The sequence below is a fragment of the Vibrio cortegadensis genome (assembly GCF_024347395.1).
GTDB classification, from domain to species: domain Bacteria; phylum Pseudomonadota; class Gammaproteobacteria; order Enterobacterales; family Vibrionaceae; genus Vibrio; species Vibrio cortegadensis.
Window position 1 is genome coordinate 2,209,760 of sequence record NZ_AP025472.1, and the last position, 19,398, is coordinate 2,229,157.

General features: G+C 43.0%; 17 protein-coding genes. 5 read left to right on the plus strand and 12 right to left on the minus strand.

The features are described from left to right. Positions 1 to 15 precede the first annotated feature (15 nt). A complete protein-coding gene (locus OCV39_RS10360; protein WP_261888431.1) occupies positions 16 to 2,793 on the plus strand; it encodes an insulinase family protein in 2,778 nt (925 codons plus the stop codon). A 160-nt stretch (positions 2,794 to 2,953) separates the two neighbouring features. Here the strand turns inward: OCV39_RS10360 and fadJ are convergent, their stop codons facing one another. Together fadJ and fadI are read right to left on the minus strand one after the other, a co-directional pair. Further along, entirely contained in the window at positions 2,954 to 5,071 is a 2,118-nt protein-coding gene (gene fadJ, locus OCV39_RS10365; RefSeq protein ID WP_261888432.1) for a fatty acid oxidation complex subunit alpha FadJ, read from the minus strand. Continuing rightward, the gene (gene fadI / locus OCV39_RS10370; protein ID WP_017052465.1) at positions 5,071 to 6,378 is read right to left on the minus strand and encodes an acetyl-CoA C-acyltransferase FadI; all 1,308 of its coding nucleotides are present in this window, start codon (positions 6,376 to 6,378) and stop codon (positions 5,071 to 5,073) included. Before fadI ends, fadJ begins: the two co-directional genes overlap by 1 nt. A gap of 478 nt (positions 6,379 to 6,856) precedes the next feature. On the opposite strand from fadI, the gene OCV39_RS10375 reads away from it, so the two are divergent. The 4 genes from OCV39_RS10375 (at position 6,857) to OCV39_RS10390 (ending at position 11,229) form a co-directional block, all read left to right on the plus strand. Next, positions 6,857 to 7,405 carry a sigma-70 family RNA polymerase sigma factor gene (locus OCV39_RS10375; protein WP_017052466.1) on the plus strand — a complete coding sequence of 183 codons (549 nt, stop codon included), beginning with the start codon at positions 6,857 to 6,859 and terminating at the stop codon, positions 7,403 to 7,405. Beyond that, complete coding sequence (locus tag OCV39_RS10380) at positions 7,398 to 8,123, plus strand: DUF3379 domain-containing protein (RefSeq protein ID WP_136994358.1); 726 nt, start codon at positions 7,398 to 7,400, stop codon at positions 8,121 to 8,123. Before OCV39_RS10375 ends, OCV39_RS10380 begins: the two co-directional genes overlap by 8 nt. 278 nt (positions 8,124 to 8,401) lie before the next feature. Then, positions 8,402 to 9,658 (plus strand): outer membrane protein transport protein, encoded by a 1,257-nt coding sequence (locus OCV39_RS10385; RefSeq protein WP_261888433.1) that lies wholly within the window; start codon positions 8,402 to 8,404, stop codon positions 9,656 to 9,658. 296 nt (positions 9,659 to 9,954) lie between these two features. Then, positions 9,955 to 11,229: an outer membrane protein transport protein gene (locus OCV39_RS10390; RefSeq protein WP_171757023.1), complete on the plus strand. Its 1,275-nt coding sequence runs from the start codon at positions 9,955 to 9,957 to the stop codon at positions 11,227 to 11,229. Between the two features lie 161 nt (positions 11,230 to 11,390). Here the strand turns inward: OCV39_RS10390 and OCV39_RS10395 are convergent, their stop codons facing one another. The 10 genes from OCV39_RS10395 to ccmA form a co-directional block, all read right to left on the minus strand. Beyond that, on the minus strand, positions 11,391 to 12,197 hold the full coding sequence (locus OCV39_RS10395) for an MlaA family lipoprotein (protein ID WP_113796805.1): 807 nt from the start codon (positions 12,195 to 12,197) through the stop codon (positions 11,391 to 11,393). A gap of 117 nt (positions 12,198 to 12,314) precedes the next feature. Then, positions 12,315 to 13,535: a c-type cytochrome biogenesis protein CcmI gene (gene ccmI / locus OCV39_RS10400; RefSeq protein WP_261888434.1), complete on the minus strand. Its 1,221-nt coding sequence runs from the start codon at positions 13,533 to 13,535 to the stop codon at positions 12,315 to 12,317. Further along, positions 13,535 to 14,020 carry a cytochrome c-type biogenesis protein gene (locus tag OCV39_RS10405; protein WP_017052472.1) on the minus strand — a complete coding sequence of 162 codons (486 nt, stop codon included), beginning with the start codon at positions 14,018 to 14,020 and terminating at the stop codon, positions 13,535 to 13,537. The genes ccmI and OCV39_RS10405 overlap by 1 nt, the downstream gene beginning before the upstream one ends. Further along, positions 14,017 to 14,568, minus strand: coding sequence for a DsbE family thiol:disulfide interchange protein (locus OCV39_RS10410; RefSeq protein ID WP_113796801.1), 552 nt, complete (start codon positions 14,566 to 14,568; stop codon positions 14,017 to 14,019). The genes OCV39_RS10405 and OCV39_RS10410 overlap by 4 nt, the downstream gene beginning before the upstream one ends. Continuing rightward, positions 14,569 to 16,551 carry a heme lyase CcmF/NrfE family subunit gene (locus OCV39_RS10415; protein WP_261888435.1) on the minus strand — a complete coding sequence of 661 codons (1,983 nt, stop codon included), beginning with the start codon at positions 16,549 to 16,551 and terminating at the stop codon, positions 14,569 to 14,571. Continuing rightward, positions 16,548 to 17,033 carry a cytochrome c maturation protein CcmE gene (gene ccmE, locus OCV39_RS10420; RefSeq protein ID WP_017052475.1) on the minus strand — a complete coding sequence of 162 codons (486 nt, stop codon included), beginning with the start codon at positions 17,031 to 17,033 and terminating at the stop codon, positions 16,548 to 16,550. The genes OCV39_RS10415 and ccmE overlap by 4 nt, the downstream gene beginning before the upstream one ends. Then, the gene (ccmD, locus tag OCV39_RS10425; protein WP_017052476.1) at positions 17,030 to 17,236 is read right to left on the minus strand and encodes a heme exporter protein CcmD; all 207 of its coding nucleotides are present in this window, start codon (positions 17,234 to 17,236) and stop codon (positions 17,030 to 17,032) included. Before ccmD ends, ccmE begins: the two co-directional genes overlap by 4 nt. A gap of 1 nt (position 17,237) precedes the next feature. Continuing rightward, positions 17,238 to 17,990: a heme ABC transporter permease gene (locus OCV39_RS10430; RefSeq protein WP_017052477.1), complete on the minus strand. Its 753-nt coding sequence runs from the start codon at positions 17,988 to 17,990 to the stop codon at positions 17,238 to 17,240. 97 nt (positions 17,991 to 18,087) lie between these two features. After that, positions 18,088 to 18,756: a heme exporter protein CcmB gene (ccmB, locus tag OCV39_RS10435; protein ID WP_017052478.1), complete on the minus strand. Its 669-nt coding sequence runs from the start codon at positions 18,754 to 18,756 to the stop codon at positions 18,088 to 18,090. Between the two features lies 1 nt (position 18,757). Beyond that, positions 18,758 to 19,375 carry a cytochrome c biogenesis heme-transporting ATPase CcmA gene (gene ccmA, locus OCV39_RS10440; RefSeq protein ID WP_017052479.1) on the minus strand — a complete coding sequence of 206 codons (618 nt, stop codon included), beginning with the start codon at positions 19,373 to 19,375 and terminating at the stop codon, positions 18,758 to 18,760. Between the last annotated feature and the right edge of the window lie 23 nt (positions 19,376 to 19,398).

A 19,398-nucleotide genomic window follows, 5' to 3' on the forward strand; every position in this document is an offset into this window, starting at 1 on the left:
TTTTGGAGATGCTCTGTGCACCTAAGTCCAAATGATACCAATCAATATCGTTATTTAACGTTATCGAACGGGTTACGTGTTTTGTTGATTCAAGAAATCGACGCACAAAAATCTGCCGCCGCTCTTGCCGTGAATGTTGGCCACTTTGATGATCCTCTCGATCGTGAAGGGCTCGCTCACTATCTTGAACACATGCTTTTTTTGGGTACGGAAAAATACCCTAAAGTGGGTGAGTTTCAAAGCTATATTAGCCAACATGGTGGTAGAAATAATGCTTGGACTGGAACTGAACATACTTGCTTTTTCTTTGATATATCGCCGAACGTCTTCGAAAAAGCACTCGATCGCTTTGCCCAATTTTTTGAAGCACCTCTCTTTAATGAAGAAGCATTAGATAAAGAACGCCAAGCCGTCGAGTCGGAATACAAACTGAAACTCGCCGATGACTCTAGGCGTTTGTATCAAGTTCAGAAAGAGGTAGCCAACCCCAAACACCCTTTTGCTAAATTTTCAGTGGGCAATCTTGAAACCCTCAATGATCGTGACGGGCAATCCATTCGCCAAGAGATTTTAAATTTCCACCAGCAGTGCTACTCGTCTGATCTAATGACGCTCGCAGTAACAGGCCCTCAATCATTAGATGAGTTGCAACAGTGGGTCGAAGACAAATTTTCCGCTATCCAAAATAAAAATCTCAATCAAAAGTCCATTTCAGAACCGATGACAGACGACAATAGCGCTGGTATCACTATCTGTATCGAACCTGTAAAAGAGATCCGCAAACTAATTCTCGCGTTCCCTCTTCCCTCAATGGATGAATATTATGGCAGCAAGCCTTTATCCTACTTTGCTCACCTATTAGGTTACGAAGGGAAAGGGAGCCTAATGATGCAGCTGAAAAATAAAGGTTGGATCACCTCGCTTTCCGCTGGAGGAGGCGCAAGCGGCAGTAACTATCGAGAGTTTACCCTCAGTTGCTCACTAACCGATGAAGGGTTAGCGCATACCGATCAAATCACTCAAGCCGTTTTCCAATACTTCAAGCTTATAGAGTTTCAAGGGATGGATGAGTGGCGTTACATTGAGAAACAAGCCGTTCTTGAATCAGCGTTCCGTTTCCAAGAACCAACACGCTCTATGGATTTAGTCAGCCATCTCGTCATCAACATGCAGCACTATTCACCAGAAGATGTGATCTATGGGGATTATAAAATGTCTCATTACGATGAGACGTTCCTGCGCTCCCTCTTCTCCTATTTTTGCCCACTCAATCTAAAAGCAACAGTGATAGGTAAAGGGCTAAGCTATGATAAGACCGCTAAGTGGTATTTTACCCCCTACTCCGTCACACCGTTTAGCCAACAACAACTTGCCCATTTCCAGCAGATCGATCCTAGTTGGGATTTTCAACTTCCAGATAAAAACCCCTTTATCTGCTACGACTTAGACCCAACGCCACTGGAAAAAGAGGCAGAGACTCCTGAGCTGATTGAAGATCTTGAGGGTTTCCGATTGTGGCATTTGCAAGATGCTCAATTCCGAGTACCAAAAGGGGTCGTCTATGTGGCAATAGACAGCCCTCATGCCGTTGAAACGCCCATTAACATCGTTAAAACTCGGCTGTGTGTTGAGATGTTCCTAGACTCACTGGCCGAAGAGACATATCAGGCTGAAATTGCTGGTATGGGCTATAACATGTACGCTCATCAAGGTGGAGTCACACTGACATTATCGGGCTTTAGTCAGAAACAACCTCAACTGCTCGATATGATCCTATCGCGTTTCTCACAACGAGATTTTAGCCAGGAAAGATTTGATTCGATTAAGAATCAACTTTTACGTAGTTGGCGAAATTCAGCTCAAGATCGCCCAATTTCACAGCTTTTTAATGCTATGTCTGGAGTTCTTCAACCAAACAACCCTCCATACACGGTATTAATCGAAGCATTAGAACAGATTAAAATAGATGAATTATCTACTTTTGTTGACGCTATTCTCGCAGAACTTCATGTAGAGACCTTTGTTTATGGGGATTGGACTCAGCAACAAGCTCACGATATTGCCACGACATTAAAAAACGCATTACGAGTAAAGAACCAAGCGTACGAAGAGTCACTAAGACCATTAATCATGTTGGGCAACAGTGGTACTTTCCAGCATGAGGTTGTGTGCGATCAGCAAGATTCTGCGGTGGTTGTTTATTACCAATGCGATGACATTCTTCCGCGCAGCATCGCGCTATATTCGCTAGCTAATCATCTTATGTCGGCAACATTCTTTCATGAGATCCGCACCAAACAGCAATTAGGCTATATGGTGGGAACGGGTAACATGCCTCTAAACCGCCACCCGGGGATCGTCCTCTATGTCCAATCTCCTAATGCGGCTCCAACAGAGTTAGTTGCGTCGATTGACGAGTTCTTAAATGCTTTCTACTTAGTGCTACTTGAGCTGAATGAGTACCAATGGCACAGCAGTAAAAAAGGATTATGGAATCAAATGGCGACACCAGACGTGACTTTACGTGGACGCTCTCAGCGCTTATGGGTTGCCATTGGGAATAAAGATGTAGAGTTCAATCAACGAGAGAAAGTGTTAGAGGAACTAAAAGCCCTTAGCCGTTCAGACATGATTCGTTTTGTTATTAATGAATTAAAACCTCGGACATCAAATCGACTGATCATGCACAGTTTAGGTAACGCTCACCTAGAAGAGGAAAGGCTGGATCTAGGGCACGATATTGATTCAATTGATCAATTTCAGCTCAGAGCTAAAGATTGTGATTTAGGCTAATCGATAAATTGGCCTAAGTTTCTAATTTAGGGTCAGTGATTGGCGAAATGTAAAAGCAAGTAATAAAAACGCCCGCAAATAGTTAGCGGGCGTTTTTGTATCTTGTGAATAAACGATAACCATAAAGCAATGGCTACCATTTATCCTCTGCGACTATATATCAGTAGAAGCTTTCATCTAAACCCGCGCGAGTGAGCAAACCATCACACGGAGCATATCGGTCACCATATTTTTCCGCGTATTCATTCATCATTTCAACGAGGGCTTTGATTCCAATCTGATCCATATATCGGAATGGGCCACCGAGGAAAGGAGGGAAACCGATACCGAAGATCGCACCAATATCACCATCTCTTGGGTTACGGATAATACCTTCATCCAAGCAGCGAACCGCTTCATTCAACATAGGAAGCACGCAGCGAAGTGAAATATCTTTTTCTGTTAGCTTAGCTTCAGGCTGTAATTTCAGTAGTTTATAAACGGATTTATCGACTTCCTTTTTCTTGCCTTTGTAACTGTAGAAGCCTTTACCACTCTTACGACCTTTACGATCATCATTAAGCAAAATATCGAAAACATCCGGGCCTTTAAAACGAGGGCCTAATTCATCCACAAGAATCGGCATAATTTTCGCCCCAATATCCACACCAACTTCGTCTAATAACGTAATCGGCCCAACTGGGAAACCAAAATTAAGCAGCGCTTTATCTAGTGCATCAATAGGCTCACCACCTATCAACACCTGAGCTGACTCATTCATGTATGGCGCTAAGATTCGGTTTACGTAGAAACCCGCACAATCTTTTACAACAATTGGCGTTTTCCCTTGTTTACGAGCAAAAGCAACCACCGTCGCAATAGTCTCGTCAGAGGTTGTCGCGTGCGGAATCACTTCCACTAGCGGCATTTTTTCAACCGGACTGAAGTAGTGCAGACCCACAATATTTTCAGGGCGCTGTGCTTTTTCTGCAATTTTATGGATTGGCAACGATGACGTATTGGTAGCAAAAACAGTATCTCGTTTTGCGTTTGCTTCGATATCCGCAACCATGCTCTGTTTAAGGTCAAGATCCTCAAATACCGCTTCAACGACGACATCAAGAGTATTAAAGCTCGTGAAATCAATGCCCCCAGAAAGCTGTAACATCTTACTTTCCAGACCAGATTTAGTAATGATCCGGCGCTTAAACTGCTTGTTGAACAACTTGTAGTTATAGTTCAACGCATTTAATACACCGTCATTAGACACATCTTTAATCCGAACTGGGACTTTCGCTTTAGCGACACTAACGTGACTGATTCCCGCTCCCATCAAACCGCCACCAAGCACACCAACACGGTTAACGGGCAATGGCGTAGAATCTGAGCCGTTGTCTTTTTTCATTTCCGTCGTTGCAAAGAAAATCGAACGCAGCGATTTAGATTCTGGCGTCATCACCAGTTCACTAAATTTTTTCGCTTCTAATTGCTGGCCTTTCTCAAACCCATTTTCTAATCCGTTGCGAATAACCTCAAGGATGGCATCAATCGCAGGGTAATTTCCGCGAGTCTTCTCATATGATTTCTTTGCCGCTTGTTCGAAGATGACTTTGCGTCCAAGTCCACTATGAGCAATCAACTTCTCTTTGGTTGATACTTTACGTTTTGCTTTTTTCTTACCTGAATACTTTTCTACAAAATCTTTGGCGACGTCGAGTAACACCGAATTAGGCACACAAGCATCCACCACTCCGAGTTTCTTCGCTTTTTTAGCTCTAAGTTGCTTACCCGTCATAATAAGATCAAGAGACGGAAGCAAGCCAATCAAGCGAGGCAGACGCTGAGTACCACCGGAACCCGGAAGCAGTCCTAATTGAACTTCCGGTAAACCTAAGCGCGTTTTATCAGAATCACTACACACTCGATAGTCACAAGCGAGCGCTAACTCAAGTCCACCACCTAAACATGGGCCGTGAATCGCAGCCACAACAGGGTATGGCAAGTCAGATAATGTCTGGAACATCTCTTGCCCTTGTGTCGCTAAGGCTTCGGCTTGTTCTGCGGTAGTGCAATCATCGAGCATGCGAATATCAGCACCTGCGATGAAGTTGTCCGGTTTCAGTGAGTGAACAATCAACCCTTTAATTGTCGATTTTTTCTCTTCTAACTGAACAAAGATGGCTTTCATATCATCAGCAAACGCCGCTTGAAGGGTGTTCATTTTTTCATTGGGTACATCGATGGCGAGCCAAGCTAGGTTTTGCTCATCAATCGTTAAATTAAATGCTTGCTCACTCATTACTCAACCTCCAAAATCATTGCCGCGCCCAAACCACCAGCTGCACATGCTGTATTTAAACCAATTCCGCCACCTCTGCGTTTTAATTCACGTAGAGTTTGCGTCATCATTCTTGCGCCTGTTGCTGCAAATGGGTGCCCATAAGCAATAGAACCACCAAGTACATTAAATTTGTCCATATCGATCTCCCCCATCGCTTTTGAACGACCGAGGTTTTCTTGTGCAAATTTATCACTCGCAAACATCTTCACATTCGCAAGAGCCTGTGCAGCAAAGGCTTCATGCATATCAATTAAAGTTAAATCTGACAGTTCTAGACCCGCCTTTTGTAACGCCATTGACGTCGCATAAGATGGCCCCATTAACATGTCTGTCTCAACGCCAATCGCAGAAAAGGCATACGACCGAATGTAACCCATGATTTCTAAACCGAGCTCCTTCGCTTTTCCTTCACGCATAAGCATTACCGCAGCGCCACCGTCTGTTAAAGGCGTACTATTTGCAGCAGTGACACTTCCGTATTGGCGGTCAAAAGCAGGTCTAAGCTTAGCGTAACCCTCTAGAGTCGAGTCATGTCGAATATTGTTATCTTGAGAGATCCACTTCTTATATGGCGCAGGAAATGCAGTCATGACTTCATCTTGGATCTTACCCTCGTTCCAAGCAATTGATGCTAAGGAGTGCGAGCGATGAGCCAAGGCATCTTGTTCGGCTCGAGTGATACCGTGAGTTTTTGCCATCTGCTCAGCCGTCTGCCCCATCGATAGCCCTGTGGAATATTCAGCCACCGCAGGAGGTACTGGCATCAAATCTTTCAGTGATAGGCTTTTGAGGATTTTAAGTTTCTGCCCGACCGTTTTGGTTTTACTTAAAGCAAGTAAATTTGCCGCCAGTTTTTTCGTCACACCAATAGGCAAAACAGAAGAGGAGTCTGCACCGCCAGCGATACCGATATCAATAGAGCCAGCCATAATGCTCTCTGCAACATTAACTGAAGCTTGGAAACTCGTCGCACAAGCGCGAGTAACACTATAAGCGTCAGTATGGATATTCATTCCTGTTCCAAGGACAATCTCACGGGCAATGTTCGGCGCTTCAGGCATTTGAACCACCTGACCAAACACAACTTGTTCAATTAAAGCAGGATCGATATCGGTACGAGCAAGCATTTCACTCACTACCATTTTTCCAAGATCGACGGCTGGTACTTGGCTAAATTCAGTGCTTTGACGTGCAAATGGTGTTCGCAGCCCCGCAACGATTGCTACACGTTCACCTGAACGCGTGGTAACTTCCTGTTTGCCCATTGTTTCTCCTTAGAATGAGAGGTCTGACCTGCTTGCATTGTAACGAAGTTGTTAAAAGAATCAAACGCTCGTTTAACTAAACGTGAACTACAATCGTGTTCTGGATTAACAATTTACTACTTAATCTAGGGAACTATTGGGAAGGAGTAGGTTCGAACCACTTGAATTTAAAGCAAAAAAAAACCACACAAAGCTGTGTGGTTGGAATGTATATAAAGCAATTAACTTGCGCCAATTGAAATAATCAGTTTCCTGATTAGGAGAAAGTAAAGTCAGCCTTCAAAAGGAAGTTGTTGTCTTGCTCAACACGCTAGTCATAAATGACTAACTAGACAACAATGTGTACTATAACGGCTTGAGAGCGCGATATTTTGAAGTAGATCAATTTTAGTGTGATTTGCAACTTTCGAAACTGGACATAAATAAAAAAAATGCTATCCGCAGAGCAAAAATGGAGGCTCATGTGTCGATATTAAAAATGTTTGGAAATAAAAAGCCAGATCGTCCGGTCAACTCTGATATGGACAAACAAAGAAAATACGAAGCGCTTGTAAGGGCCTACCATCGAGATCTATTCCGCTACGCTTATTGGCTATGTAAAGATAAGAGCGTTGCTGAAGATCTTGTGCAAGAGACCTGCTTAAGGGCATGGAAATCTCTCGATAGCCTACAAGACGAAAAAGCAGCAAAATCTTGGCTCATTACTATCTTGAGACGAGAAAATGCGCGACGCTTTGAACGAAAACAGCTTGATCTCGTCGATATTGATGATCACGGCCATGAAGCCAAGATCAATGATGACCCACATCATCAACAAGAGTGGCTTCAAGCACAAATAATGAAACTAGAGGTCGATTACCGAGAACCCCTCTTCCTACAAGTTGTAGGCGGATTCAGTGGTGAAGAGATTGGAGATATTTTAGATCTCAACAAAAATACGGTAATGACTCGCTTATTCCGAGCCCGCAATCAATTAAAAGAGATGTTGGATTCGGATGAGAAACAGAGAGGGCAGCAAAATGGATGATTTAGAATTTCGCCGCCGCGTTTTGTCTGACCCAAAACGGCGAGATCAACAGCTATTAGACGCATTAACGAATAATGAAGCTAACGGAAAGTTTCTTGATGACGTTTTAAATTTAGATACACAAATATCTAACGCAATGAACGTTGATGTTCCGGATGATTTAGCCGACCGAATTCTATTTAAGCAAACATCGAATGAGCAGAATATCATCAGACCGACTTTTGCTAAGCGTGCCATGGCGATGGCGGCATCTGTGGCTTTTGCATTTGGTTTATTAGTTGGGCAAGTCAATTGGGGTAATATTGTGGTTTCCCCAGCACAAGCAAGTTTAGCCGATACCGCGATGAAGCATGTCGTTGATGAAAGCAGCTTTGTAAACGTACTGGATGAAAAAGTCACTTCTCAGCAAATTAATGCCAAGATGTCACCTTTTGCTTACCAGTTCGATCAGAACTTTCCTTACCATGTTTACTACTTAAATCATTGTGGCTTTGGTAAATCTAATGCGATGCATATGGTTTTTCAGGGTGAAAAAGGCAAAGTCACACTGTTCCTAACAGGCATTAAAAGTGAGCAGCCTATCGACTTTAATGAAAAAGGTATGTCAGGAGTTGTTACTCCAATTGGCAACACCAGTATGATCATCGTCGGGGAAAATGGAGAAGATGTCGCTAAGATCGCCGAAAACCTAACACCAATGATACAACCTGCAAGTTAATTCAATTTTCAGCCCAGCATTCGTGCTGGGCTGCTTTATTTTAATCTATCATTCAATTTCCTCCTGCATCGGCAATTCAACTTAGAGTTAAAACTCTAAAACCATGCATTTACAACCAATATCGTGCCAGATAGCCATCATTTCTGTAATTTTGTCGACATTTAATTCAATGGTCGGATTTCTATACCTTATACTAACCGCTATTATCCGTTCCCAACTGAGTATTAACTCAAATTAAATCGCCCTATTAGAGGCGGGACATCTCAAGGAAAACACTAATGACTAATAAAACGCGTCTGTTTAAAAAGTCTCTTTTAGCAGTGACAATTACTTTAGCCTCTAGCCAAGCAATGGCGGCAGGTTTCCAAATTAACGCACAATCAGCAACCGGCATTGGCCGTGCATTTGCTGGTGATGCGGTAATTGCTGATAACGCTTCTGTCATGGCGCGTAACCCAGCAGCAATGGCACTATTCGATGAAACCGCTTTCTCCATCGGTTTTGAAAGCATTACTTCAATGATTGAAGTCAAGGATGCGCAGTACTGCGGAGCTGCTTGTACTGCAACTGGTGGATTGGTTCCAGCAGATAATGCAAGCTACGATGATGCGGGCGATACTTCAATTGCCCCTAATATCCATCTAATCGTCCCTATTAATGAAAAATTTGCGGTTGGAGTAAATGCTTACTCAAATTTTGGTACTAAAACAGAATTTAGTGATGGTTATGCCGGTAAAGAGTTTGGTGGTCTAACAGACGTTAAAAGCGTAAATATTGGTGTCGCGGGCTCATATCGTATGAATGAACAATGGAGCTTCGGTGCTGGTTTAGACCTTATTTATGGTAAAGGTGAATTAACAAGACCAAGTCCACTGGGTGCTGGCAATGCACTTGAAGCAGATGCTGATGGTTGGGCAATTGGTTTTAACCTTGGCACGGTTTACGAATTAGATGAGAATAACCGCTTTGGCTTTGCTTACCACTATACTCCTGAGTTAGAAGCTGAAGGCGATATCAACTACCTAGGTCAAACAAGCGATACTCTATACATTCCACTACCGGATATTGCTGAGTTTTCAGGCTTCCACAAAATCGAAAATACCAAATTTGCCGTGCACTACAGTGTCCAGTGGATTGGTTGGTCAGATTTTGATGTTCTTAAAGCTGATGATATCGGAGTTTTAAATAATTATGAGTGGCAAGATGGTTGGCACTACTCTATCGGTGGTACTTATTACTTAAACCGCGACTGGACACTACGTGCAGGTTACATGTACGACACCAGTGCTCAAGATCAAGTAACGTCAGTTTCAGTGCCTGACTCAGATCGCCAATGGTTCTCTACTGGCTTCACTTACCACATCACTGAAAAGTCTAATATTGATTTTGGTTTCACTTACCTTCTTGGTCAAGATGTTGATGTGGCTGAAAATACAGAAAACCCACTTTCACCAGGCTCGGATTTAACAAGTCTAACAGCAACCACTCACGCAGATGCAATCTTAGTCGGCTTACAGTACAGCCGTACTTTCTAAGCACAAGCTATTTAGCACTCTATGTAAAAGGCTGGTTTTCCAGCCTTTTTTTGTGGCTGCTATACTTCAATATCATATTTTCAGTGTACAGTTGTTAGCGAAACTGCCTATTCCATACCACATGTGTTCGCTCAAAAATCAAAACCTTCTCGCAACAATTAGCATAAACATCTATATAAAAATTAAATCTAGCCATTTATCCTCAAAACATGCTTTTCATCGAATTACATTTTTAAAGTAATCACTCTAACATTAGAATCACGCTACTAAATTTTATCAGTTCAGCGAACATTATAATGAAATCAAATAAAACTCTTCTATCTTTAGCGGTCGCTTTTAGCCTCGCATCTGTATCAAGCGCCACTAACGCGGCAGGTTTTCAGCTTGCTGAATATTCAGCAACCGGTCTTGGCCGTGCTTATGCTGGTGAAGCGGCAATGGCCGACAATGCAAGTGCACAATGGCGCAACCCTGCAATGTTGACTTATTTAGAAGGGACACAGATCTCAACTGGTGCTATTTATGTAAACCCAAATATTGACGTTGACGGCACAAGTGCTGGCAGCATTAAAGCTGAATCACACGACTTTGCTCACGATGCGATAATCCCGAACCTTTATATTTCCCACAAATATAATGACCAATTTGCCGTTGGTGTTGCACTAAGCACAAACTACGGCATGGAAACGGATCTTGGTACTGACTTTGCTGGTGCTAACCACGGCAACGAAGCAAGCGTGATCAGTAAAGAACTAAACCTCAACGTTGCTTACCAATTAAATGAACAAGTAAGTGTTGGTGGCGGTGTACGCTATGTGATCGCAGAAGGCAGTTTTGGTGCAGTAGCTCCACCACAAACGGGGGCACTAGCAGGCACCACTCTAAAGTACATGGAAGGGGATGATAAAGCATGGGGCTGGCAAGTGGGTACCGCTTGGCAAATCAATGACGCTCATCGAATTGGTTTTGCTTATAAGTCTGAAGTAGCACTAACGCTTGAAGGCCATGCTAATGGTGCAGGGTTTGACCTTATTGCAGCTCCAAATGTTAAAGCAAAATATGCGGGCTCAATGGAGCTAGCACTTCCTGCAACCGCTGAACTTGCAAGTTTTCATCAATTAACAGACAAAACAGCTGTCCATGCTAGTATCAACTGGACTGATTGGAGCAGCTTTAAAGAATTGGTAGCACACATTCCTGAGCTACCTCAGCCAACACAAGATATCAAAAAAGAGAACTGGAAAGACAACTATCGCTTTGCCATTGGTTCAACTTATCAAGCAACACCAAAATTAGCGTTACGTACAGGCGTAGCTTACGATACTTCAGCAGTAGACGAAGCCGACCGTACCGCGACTATTCCAGAAACCGACCGTACTTGGTTGAGCGTTGGTGCAAGCTACCAATGGTCTAGCCAACTGTCTTTAGATGCTGGTTACACCTATATTTTCGCAAAAGATGCGAAAATGCACGAAGATGATGCTAAATCATCTATGTTTGGTGGCAACTTTGAAGGCGAAGTAACAGGTAATGTTTGGTTGATCGGTGTTCAAGCTAACTACGTTTTCTAATTCCGTTTCTGAATCAAAAGTTTTTGAATAAAGAATTTCTGAATAAAAGGTTTCTTAATAAAAAGCTTCTGAATAAAGAGTTTCTTAGCAAAAAGCTTCTTCGTACAAAAAAGGCTTGGTTTCATACCAAGCCTTTCTTTTATCGACAATAACAAGAACCGTTAAAATTCTTCATCTAGATATTCATCAAGATAAGCTTCTTCATCTTCATCAATTTCAGTTGTGGTGTTAATCTCGGCTTTAAAATCTTGGCGTTGCAAGAACACCTCTCGAGACAATGCATATGGGTCTGGCGACGTGTTTAGCTGCCCCTCTTGAGGAATCAACTGCACTCGTTTTTCCATCCCCTCTAACGCCCACTTACCTAGCCCAGCCCAAACATTCAAATAACTAAGCGGCACATACATTCCATCAACGGTATCGGTGACTTCTCGAACCGTATAAGGTCCGTAGCCAGGGAGCATCAAATACGGGCCGTTACCGACACCATAATGACCAAGCGCATCACTGAACGCTTTATCATCGTTTTTAGGTATTCCTGCTTCTGATGCAATATCAATTAAGCCCACCAAACCAAACGTAGTGTTAATCCAAAAGCGGTTAAAGTGATTGACCGCTTGCTCTCCATTACCCATTACGAGGTTATTCACCATGCTAGAAGGTTCATCTAAATTGGCAAGCACGTTAATAATACCTAGGCGTATCGGGTGAGGAACATATTCAACATAGGCGACAGATACAGGACGCACTAAATAGGGGTCAAGGTAGTCGTAGTTGATATCCCACATTGCTCGGTTAAAGCTTTCAAAGGGATCGTTAGGGTGTGTTTCATCGATATTAGCTGTAGAGTCAGTTCCATTCACAGCATTACTTTCATCAATGACTTGCTTTTCCGGTGCGCTAGAACAACCCACCGTCATCAAAGCTAAAAACAGACTTAAATGTAATTGTAATCCGCGTGTTAGCATTTTATCTTCCATAAATAAGGCCAGCGATGCTGGCCTAAGTAGCAATATACTTATTATACTGATATTCAATACCATAGAAATAAGTATATTTAATATGTAATCAACCGTTTAACTACATCAGTATTGCTGCTCAATCTTCAACGACGCAGGTTCACCAAGAGAAACGACTGAGCTTTCACCATACCAATCACCATCTCGCGTTGAAACATTTCCGTCACTATCCAGTCTAGCTCGAACAATTAAGCTCTCTAGATCCGATAGTTTACGACCTTGCATCATACTATTGCCGTCATCCAATACGATCGTTCTTGGGAATGAACCTAAAGGATATCGAGCAGCAGCAATTGGCATTGGCGCGCCATCAGCACTATGCACTGAAACGACCAAAACGGCGTTACTTGATGGATTAACTTGAGCACCTAATGAGATAGTAACCGCGACATTTTTACCACTTGGAGTTGCTTCAACGCCCATTTTCTTCTTAGCATTCTCAATACTACGAGCCAACATAGTATAACGGCTATCATCAGGGCCAATCATTTGCTGCATAATACTCCAGTATTTAACCGCAGCCGGATAATCCTGACGCTCAAAAGCATCAAAACCAAGTAGAGAAAAGACTCGCAAATCGACATAGTCTTCCTGAACGAGGCTACCGAGCAATCGACGCGCTTTGTCTTGATCAGCTTCATCTTGAGACAACATCAGAGCTTGAGCATAACCCAATTTAACATCTTCATTCTCTGGTTCGAATCGATACGCCTTGCGCATAGAGTTAATGGCAGTTTCAACATCACGGTTCGCTAACCCAATTCGCCCAAGTAGCAACCACCCTGTGGAATCTTCAGGTTGATAATGTAAGCGAGTACGAAGTGCTAACGTCAGATCTTGCATCTCATCATCAGTTAATGCATCGCCTTCTGGAAACATCAATTTCTTCGTTAATGCCGGTAAATTGGCTGAAACGTCTTGCCATTGCTGCACTTTATCTATCGCACCAAACTTCATATACATGGCATAAGAGAGTGCAATCACCAATAAAAACGATGGTAGTAAAATAACGGCCGCCGGTATTTCGCTACCACGACTGTTTTTTTGCTCCGTTGGGATGTCATCCAAAAGCGACTGCTTCAGGTCTGAAATCAGATCTTGTTGATCATCCACAAGCCCTTCATCGGCTTCTTCTTCAAGTTCAGATAAACGATCTTTGTAGAGAGCTTTGTTTAATTCATCGCGTAGTGCCTCATCATTATTTGCCCTTTTTTTAATGAAAGGCATCGCAATAAAGAGGCAACTAATAAGAGTAAGAACTAGACTCGATATCCAAAATAACGTCATTACTGTTTATCTCCGTCTTTTTCTTCATTAAGCAACGATTTCAAACGTGCTTCTTTCTCTTCATCCCACTCTTTAGATTCTGCCGTTTTTACCACTTTAGATTTGCGGCTGCGTACCACAATCAGAGCAAAACCTAGAACGATGACAAACAGTGGTCCACCCCATAACACCGATGTTGCTAGAGTCAACGGCGGGTTATAAGTAACGAAATTGCCATAGCGAGCGATCATATAGTCAATGATCTCCTGCTCCGACTTTCCTGCTTTCGTCATTTCATATACTTTTTGGCGAAGATCTTGTGCTAATTCTGCGTTAGAGTCACCAATCGTATTATTTTGACACTTAGGACAACGCAACGTGTTACTTAGCTCTTTGAATTGCTGCTCTTGTTCAAAGTTATCAAACTCATGAACTTCAATTGTGGCATAAGCTGAAATTGACAGAAGCATGCTCGTCATAAAAGCAACGAAGATACGTTTCATCATTTCGCCTCCTCCAGAAGAGCTTGGTACATTGGTTGCAATGTCTCTTTCCAGTTAGCTGGATTAACATCACCAACATGGCGATAGCGAACTACGCCATTTGCATCAATTAAAAAAGTTTCAGGTGCGCCATACACGCCAAGATCTAGCCCTAACATACCATCACCATCAAACAGGCTAATCAGGTATGGGTTGCCTAATTCAGTTAACCACTGCACCGCTTTATCACGCTGATCTTTATAGTTAAGACCAATGATTTTCACACCATCTGACGACAATTCATTAAGGTATTGATGCTCGGCATAACATGTCGGACACCAAGTAGCCCAAACATTCAACAGCAATGGTTCGCCCTTGAAAATAGCTTGATCATGCAACTTTCCTGGTTGAGCTAAGTCTTCTAAACGAAACTCTGGAACTTGTTTACCAATCAATACCGATTCCAATTTGGTCGGGTCATCACCTGAAGAGTTTCGAACAAGCTGCGATGCAAAAACCGCCGCTAGAACCATAAACATAACCAGTGGGACAAATAATATTTTCTTGTTCATCTACGCGACCTTCTCTTGTTCACTGCTGATTGTTTTTGATGATGACGATTTACGGAAGCGGTAGCGTCTATCACTAATTGCGATTAAACCGCCTAGTGCCATCAATATTGAACCAGCCCAGATCCAACGAATAAAGGGTTTATAGTAAATTCGAACAGCCCATGAGCGGTTATCATCCAGTCTCTCACCCATTGCAATGTATAAATCACGAGTGAAACCGCTGTCGATAGCAGCTTCTGTCATCATTGAACGAGTCGTTGTGTAGAAACGTTTTTCAGCGTGTAGCGTATTAACGTACTTACCTTGCTGCGTGATTTCAAAATCAGCGATGTAACCATCATAGTTTGGTCCATCTTCATCTCGTACGCCGGAGAAGTAGAAATTGTAATCTTCTATTTGGAAGTGCTCACCTGGCGCAAGACGAACATCACGTTCAATGCTGTAGTTCTGCACCATTGCGATACCAATCACAGTAACAGCCAAACCAATATGTGCGAACATCATCGCCCAGTGACTGCGCTGAAGTTTTCTTAACCCTGTGAAAAAATCGTGACGGTGAGTTGCACGTTCATACAGCTCAAAGCTGTGCATGGACACAATCCATAACGCCATAACCCAGCCCATGTAGGCCATTCCAGTGAATCGGTCTGCCAATAGCCAAACCATAGCTGCGGCTAAAGTGAATGACCCAACACCAGAGATCAACATTGGTTTGATCAGTGCTGACATATTGTCACGCTTCCAACGAACCAAAGGACCAATACCTAAGAGGAACGAGAAAGGAATCATTAACCAGCTAAACAACATGTTAAAGAATGGAGCACCGATTGAAACTGAGCCTAAGCCAATCTGTTTGTGCACTAGCGGAAGCAGTGTCCCAACCAGTACCACAACCAAAGCTGCAATCAATAAAATGTTATTTGAAAGCAATGCGTTTTCGCGTGAAATAAGACTGAAGTTGCCGCGAACTCGTACCGATGCACCTTTCACTGCAAACAGCAGTAATGAACCGCCAATCACAAAGACTAAGAAGCCGAGAATGAACATGCCACGAGCCGGATCTGAGGCAAACGCATGAACAGAGACTAAAATCCCCGAACGAACAAGGAAGGTACCTAGTAAGCTTAAAGAGAACGCTGAAATAGCGAGTAGCACTGTCCAAGCTTTAAATGTGCCACGCTTTTCTGTTACAGCAAGAGAGTGCATTAATGCTGTACCCGCTAACCACGGCATAAACGAAGCATTTTCTACTGGATCCCAGAACCACCAGCCGCCCCAACCAAGTTCGTAATAAGCCCACCATGAACCTAGCGCGATACCAACCGTTAAAAATGACCACGCAGCGATAGTCCAAGGACGAGACCAACGGGCCCAAGCCGTATCTAAACGACCAGTCATCAAAGAAGCGATAGCAAATGAGAACGCAACAGAGAAGCCCACATAACCCATGTAAAGCATTGGTGGGTGAATGATCAAACCTGGATCTTGCAATAGAGGGTTTAGATCTCGACCATCAATTGGGAAGAAAGGCAGTGTTCTCAGGAATGGATTGGAAGTGACGATGATAAACAGTAAAAAGCCTACTGAAATCATCCCCATAACCGCAAGTACACGCGCAACGGATTCTTGCGGCATACCTCGGCTAAATGTCGCCACAGCAACCGTCCAACCGGCTTGAATGAGCACCCATAAAAGCAAAGAGCCTTCATGCGCCCCCCAAACAGCGGTAATGCGATAGTACCAAGGAAGTAAACTATTCGAGTTACTCGCCACATATTGCAGCGTAAAATCGTTCTTGTAAAAAGCCCAACATAGAATAAAAAATGATAGGCAAAGCATAATGAACATACCCCAAGACAGAGGTCTCGCAGTATTCATCAATGTGGTGTTATTTCTCGATGCTCCCACCAGTGGAAGCAGACTAAGTAACACTGCCAATCCTAACGATAGGATTAAAGCAAAGTGACCAATTTCAGCAATCATTGATTACTTCCTTGAGTTTGTTCTTTTGTGTACGTTAGCGGCTCGTGCGTTTTCTTCATTGCTTCAGCCACTTCTGGCGGCATGTACTCTTCATCATGCTTGGCAAGAACTTCGAACGCTTCAATTGTCGTAGCGTCAAGTAGAACCCCTTGTGCAACAATACCTTGGCCTTCACGAAAAAGGTCTGGGAGAATGCCATCGTAAACAATCGTCACTTTTGGACCAACATCAGCAAGATCGAAGCTTACTCGTAAAGATTCAACATCACGCTTTACAGACCCAACCACGACCATACCACCGATACGGAGTCTTTGGCCGACTTCTGGTTTGGTCCCGTCATCTTTGCCATTGACCAATTCCGTTGGCGTGTAGAACAGATCCATGTTTTGATTCAGTGCATATAGCATTAAACCTACTGTGGCACTAATACCAATGAAAAGAGCGAGAATAATACCAAGTCTCTTTTTGCGTCTTGGGGTCATAGTGTGTTCTCCATATTTTTTGCAGCATCAATTCGAGCTTGACGATCGATTTTAGCTTGTACATCGCGAAGTAAGGTTTTACCACGCTTAATGCTTGAGATAAGCAGAATAAACATCGATAAGAAGGTAATCCCAAAAGCACTCCATACATAGGCCGCATAGCCGCCCATGTTCAACATCGCGCTGAATGATTCAAAATGCATGTTAGTTACCTCTCTTAGCGTTATCTAATGCTAATTGTTGTACCCAAGGGCGATGGCTTTCTTTACTGATAATTTCATTTCTGAAGCGCAGCATTGTCACCGCTCCAAAGAAAAATGCAAAACCAAATATATTCAATAATAGTGGCCATAGCATATCTGAAGAGATAGATGGTTTATCGAATTTAGTAATTGAGGCACCTTGATGAAGGGTATTCCACCACTCAACTGAGAAGTGAATAATAGGTAGGTTAATCACACCAACAATAGCCAAAATACCCGCCGCTTTAGCTGCCGTTTTCTGATCATCAAATGCGTGATAAAGCGCAATTACACCTAAATATAAGAATAGAAGAATAAGTTCAGATGTTAAACGAGCATCCCAAACCCACCAAGCGCCCCACATAGGCTTACCCCATACCGCTCCAGTCAACAAAGCGATGAAGGTAAAAACAGCACCGATTGGAGCCATTGCCGCTGCTGCCATATTCGACAATCTAACTTGCCAAACAAGACCAATAAATGCTGCGATTGCCATAGACATATAAGCGCCCATAGACCAAATAGCCGATGGCACATGAATATAGATAATTCTGAAGCTATCGCCTTGTTGATAGTCTGAAGGAGCGAATGCTAACCCCCAAACACTACCGCTAAACAAACACAATAAAGCTAATACAGAAAACCACGGAAGAAGTGTGCCGCTTAGGCGATAAGCGGTTTCCGGTTTGGCATAGGGATGGAGCCATTTCCACATGTTCACTCTCACTTTTACTTCAAATTGCTAACAATGCTTTTACGCGTTGTTGATTATTATATTTATAATTAACTCAATTAGAGCTGTCGAAAATCAATTAGTTCACACTGACTCTTAATGCCGCACTAATCGCAAATGGTGTCAGCGTCATTGCTCCCATAAACATGGCACCTAAAACGGCAAGTTGTCCATTATAAGCCACCCCTAAAGATGCCGCATCAATTGCTGAGGTAGCAAAAATTAGGATTGGAATATACAGAGGTAAAATCAATAGGCTCAGCAGCACGCCACCTTTTTGCAGCCCGACAGTCAAAGCGACACCAATTGCACCGATAAAACTTAACGTAGGTGTTCCGACAAAGAGGGTTAGAACGACCGCTAACCAAGTATCGAAATCAAGCGATAACAACACCGCCAGTAACGGACTGATTAAGATAAGAGGCAACCCCGTTAACAACCAATGCGCGATGACTTTTGACATCACAACTAATTGTAATGGGATGGGCATTAGCATCATCTGCTCTAAAGAGCCGTCTTGAAAATCATCACGGAATAGTCGTTCTAATGATAATAAAGCAGATAGCAGCGCCGCTACCCAGACAATACCTGCCGCAATTCGCGCTAATAAATTAGGCTCCGGCCCAATACTCAGCGGGAATAAAGTAATAACAATAATAAAAAACCACAGAGGGTTAAAAATGTCAGCTTGCCTGCGAAATGCAATTAGCAATTCGCGGCGTACAATCGTGCTCATCGCTGAGATCATGTTAACCACCCAACTTAATTTTTCGAAGTATCGGATTATCAGCAAACATGTCTTGGTGGGTCGTGAGCAATACTATGCCCCCACTTTGCGCATGCTTTAGAAAAAGCGCTTCTAACACTTTCACCCCTTGCTTATCAATTGCCGTTAAAGGCTCATCAAGGATCCATAAAATCTGTTCACTCAACCATAGACGAGCCAGCGCGACTCGTCGCTGTTGACCAGCGGAAAGCTGTCCGACGGGTACATCCTCTCTACCAGCAAGCCCAACTTGAGTGAGCGCTTGGAAAATGTCTTCTCTAGAGGTGTTATTACCATGAATAGATTGGTAAAAATTCAGGTTCTCAAATGCGGTGAGCTCGCGCTTCACTCCTGTTTGATGGCCTAAAAAGAGCAAGTCTTGATGGTAGGTATCGCGGCTAGATTCAATTTGCTCACCTTTCCACGAAATCGTACCTTCGTCTCTCTCGCCTAAGCCAGAAATAATGCGTAAAAGTGTTGTTTTACCCGTGCCATTTCTACCTTCAACTTGAACAAGTTCACCCGGTTGAATATTAAAGGAAAGAGATTCAAACAAAACTCTCTCATCGCGAATTGCAGTTAAATTAGATACTTCGAGCATAAATTTTTTCGGCACAAAAACAT

What these genes read in the sequence shown, in the direction of transcription:
- OCV39_RS10385 (WP_261888433.1), top strand. Translation starts at nt 8,402, where the DNA reads ATGACTAATAAAACGCGTCTGTTTAAAAAGTCTCTTTTAGCAGTGACA.
- fadI (WP_017052465.1), bottom strand. Translation starts at nt 6,378, where the DNA reads ATGGGCAAACAGGAAGTTACCACGCGTTCAGGTGAACGTGTAGCAATC.
- ccmD (WP_017052476.1), bottom strand. Translation starts at nt 17,236, where the DNA reads ATGCATTTTGAATCATTCAGCGCGATGTTGAACATGGGCGGCTATGCG.
- OCV39_RS10415 (WP_261888435.1), bottom strand. Translation starts at nt 16,551, where the DNA reads ATGATTGCTGAAATTGGTCACTTTGCTTTAATCCTATCGTTAGGATTG.
- OCV39_RS10390 (WP_171757023.1), top strand. Translation starts at nt 9,955, where the DNA reads ATGAAATCAAATAAAACTCTTCTATCTTTAGCGGTCGCTTTTAGCCTC.
- OCV39_RS10430 (WP_017052477.1), bottom strand. Translation starts at nt 17,990, where the DNA reads ATGTGGAAATGGCTCCATCCCTATGCCAAACCGGAAACCGCTTATCGC.
- OCV39_RS10410 (WP_113796801.1), bottom strand. Translation starts at nt 14,568, where the DNA reads ATGAACAAGAAAATATTATTTGTCCCACTGGTTATGTTTATGGTTCTA.
- OCV39_RS10395 (WP_113796805.1), bottom strand. Translation starts at nt 12,197, where the DNA reads ATGCTAACACGCGGATTACAATTACATTTAAGTCTGTTTTTAGCTTTG.
- OCV39_RS10375 (WP_017052466.1), top strand. Translation starts at nt 6,857, where the DNA reads ATGTTTGGAAATAAAAAGCCAGATCGTCCGGTCAACTCTGATATGGAC.
- ccmA (WP_017052479.1), bottom strand. Translation starts at nt 19,375, where the DNA reads ATGCTCGAAGTATCTAATTTAACTGCAATTCGCGATGAGAGAGTTTTG.
- ccmI (WP_261888434.1), bottom strand. Translation starts at nt 13,535, where the DNA reads ATGACGTTATTTTGGATATCGAGTCTAGTTCTTACTCTTATTAGTTGC.
- OCV39_RS10405 (WP_017052472.1), bottom strand. Translation starts at nt 14,020, where the DNA reads ATGATGAAACGTATCTTCGTTGCTTTTATGACGAGCATGCTTCTGTCA.
- fadJ (WP_261888432.1), bottom strand. Translation starts at nt 5,071, where the DNA reads ATGAGTGAGCAAGCATTTAATTTAACGATTGATGAGCAAAACCTAGCT.
- OCV39_RS10380 (WP_136994358.1), top strand. Translation starts at nt 7,398, where the DNA reads ATGGATGATTTAGAATTTCGCCGCCGCGTTTTGTCTGACCCAAAACGG.
- ccmE (WP_017052475.1), bottom strand. Translation starts at nt 17,033, where the DNA reads ATGACCCCAAGACGCAAAAAGAGACTTGGTATTATTCTCGCTCTTTTC.
- ccmB (WP_017052478.1), bottom strand. Translation starts at nt 18,756, where the DNA reads ATGATCTCAGCGATGAGCACGATTGTACGCCGCGAATTGCTAATTGCA.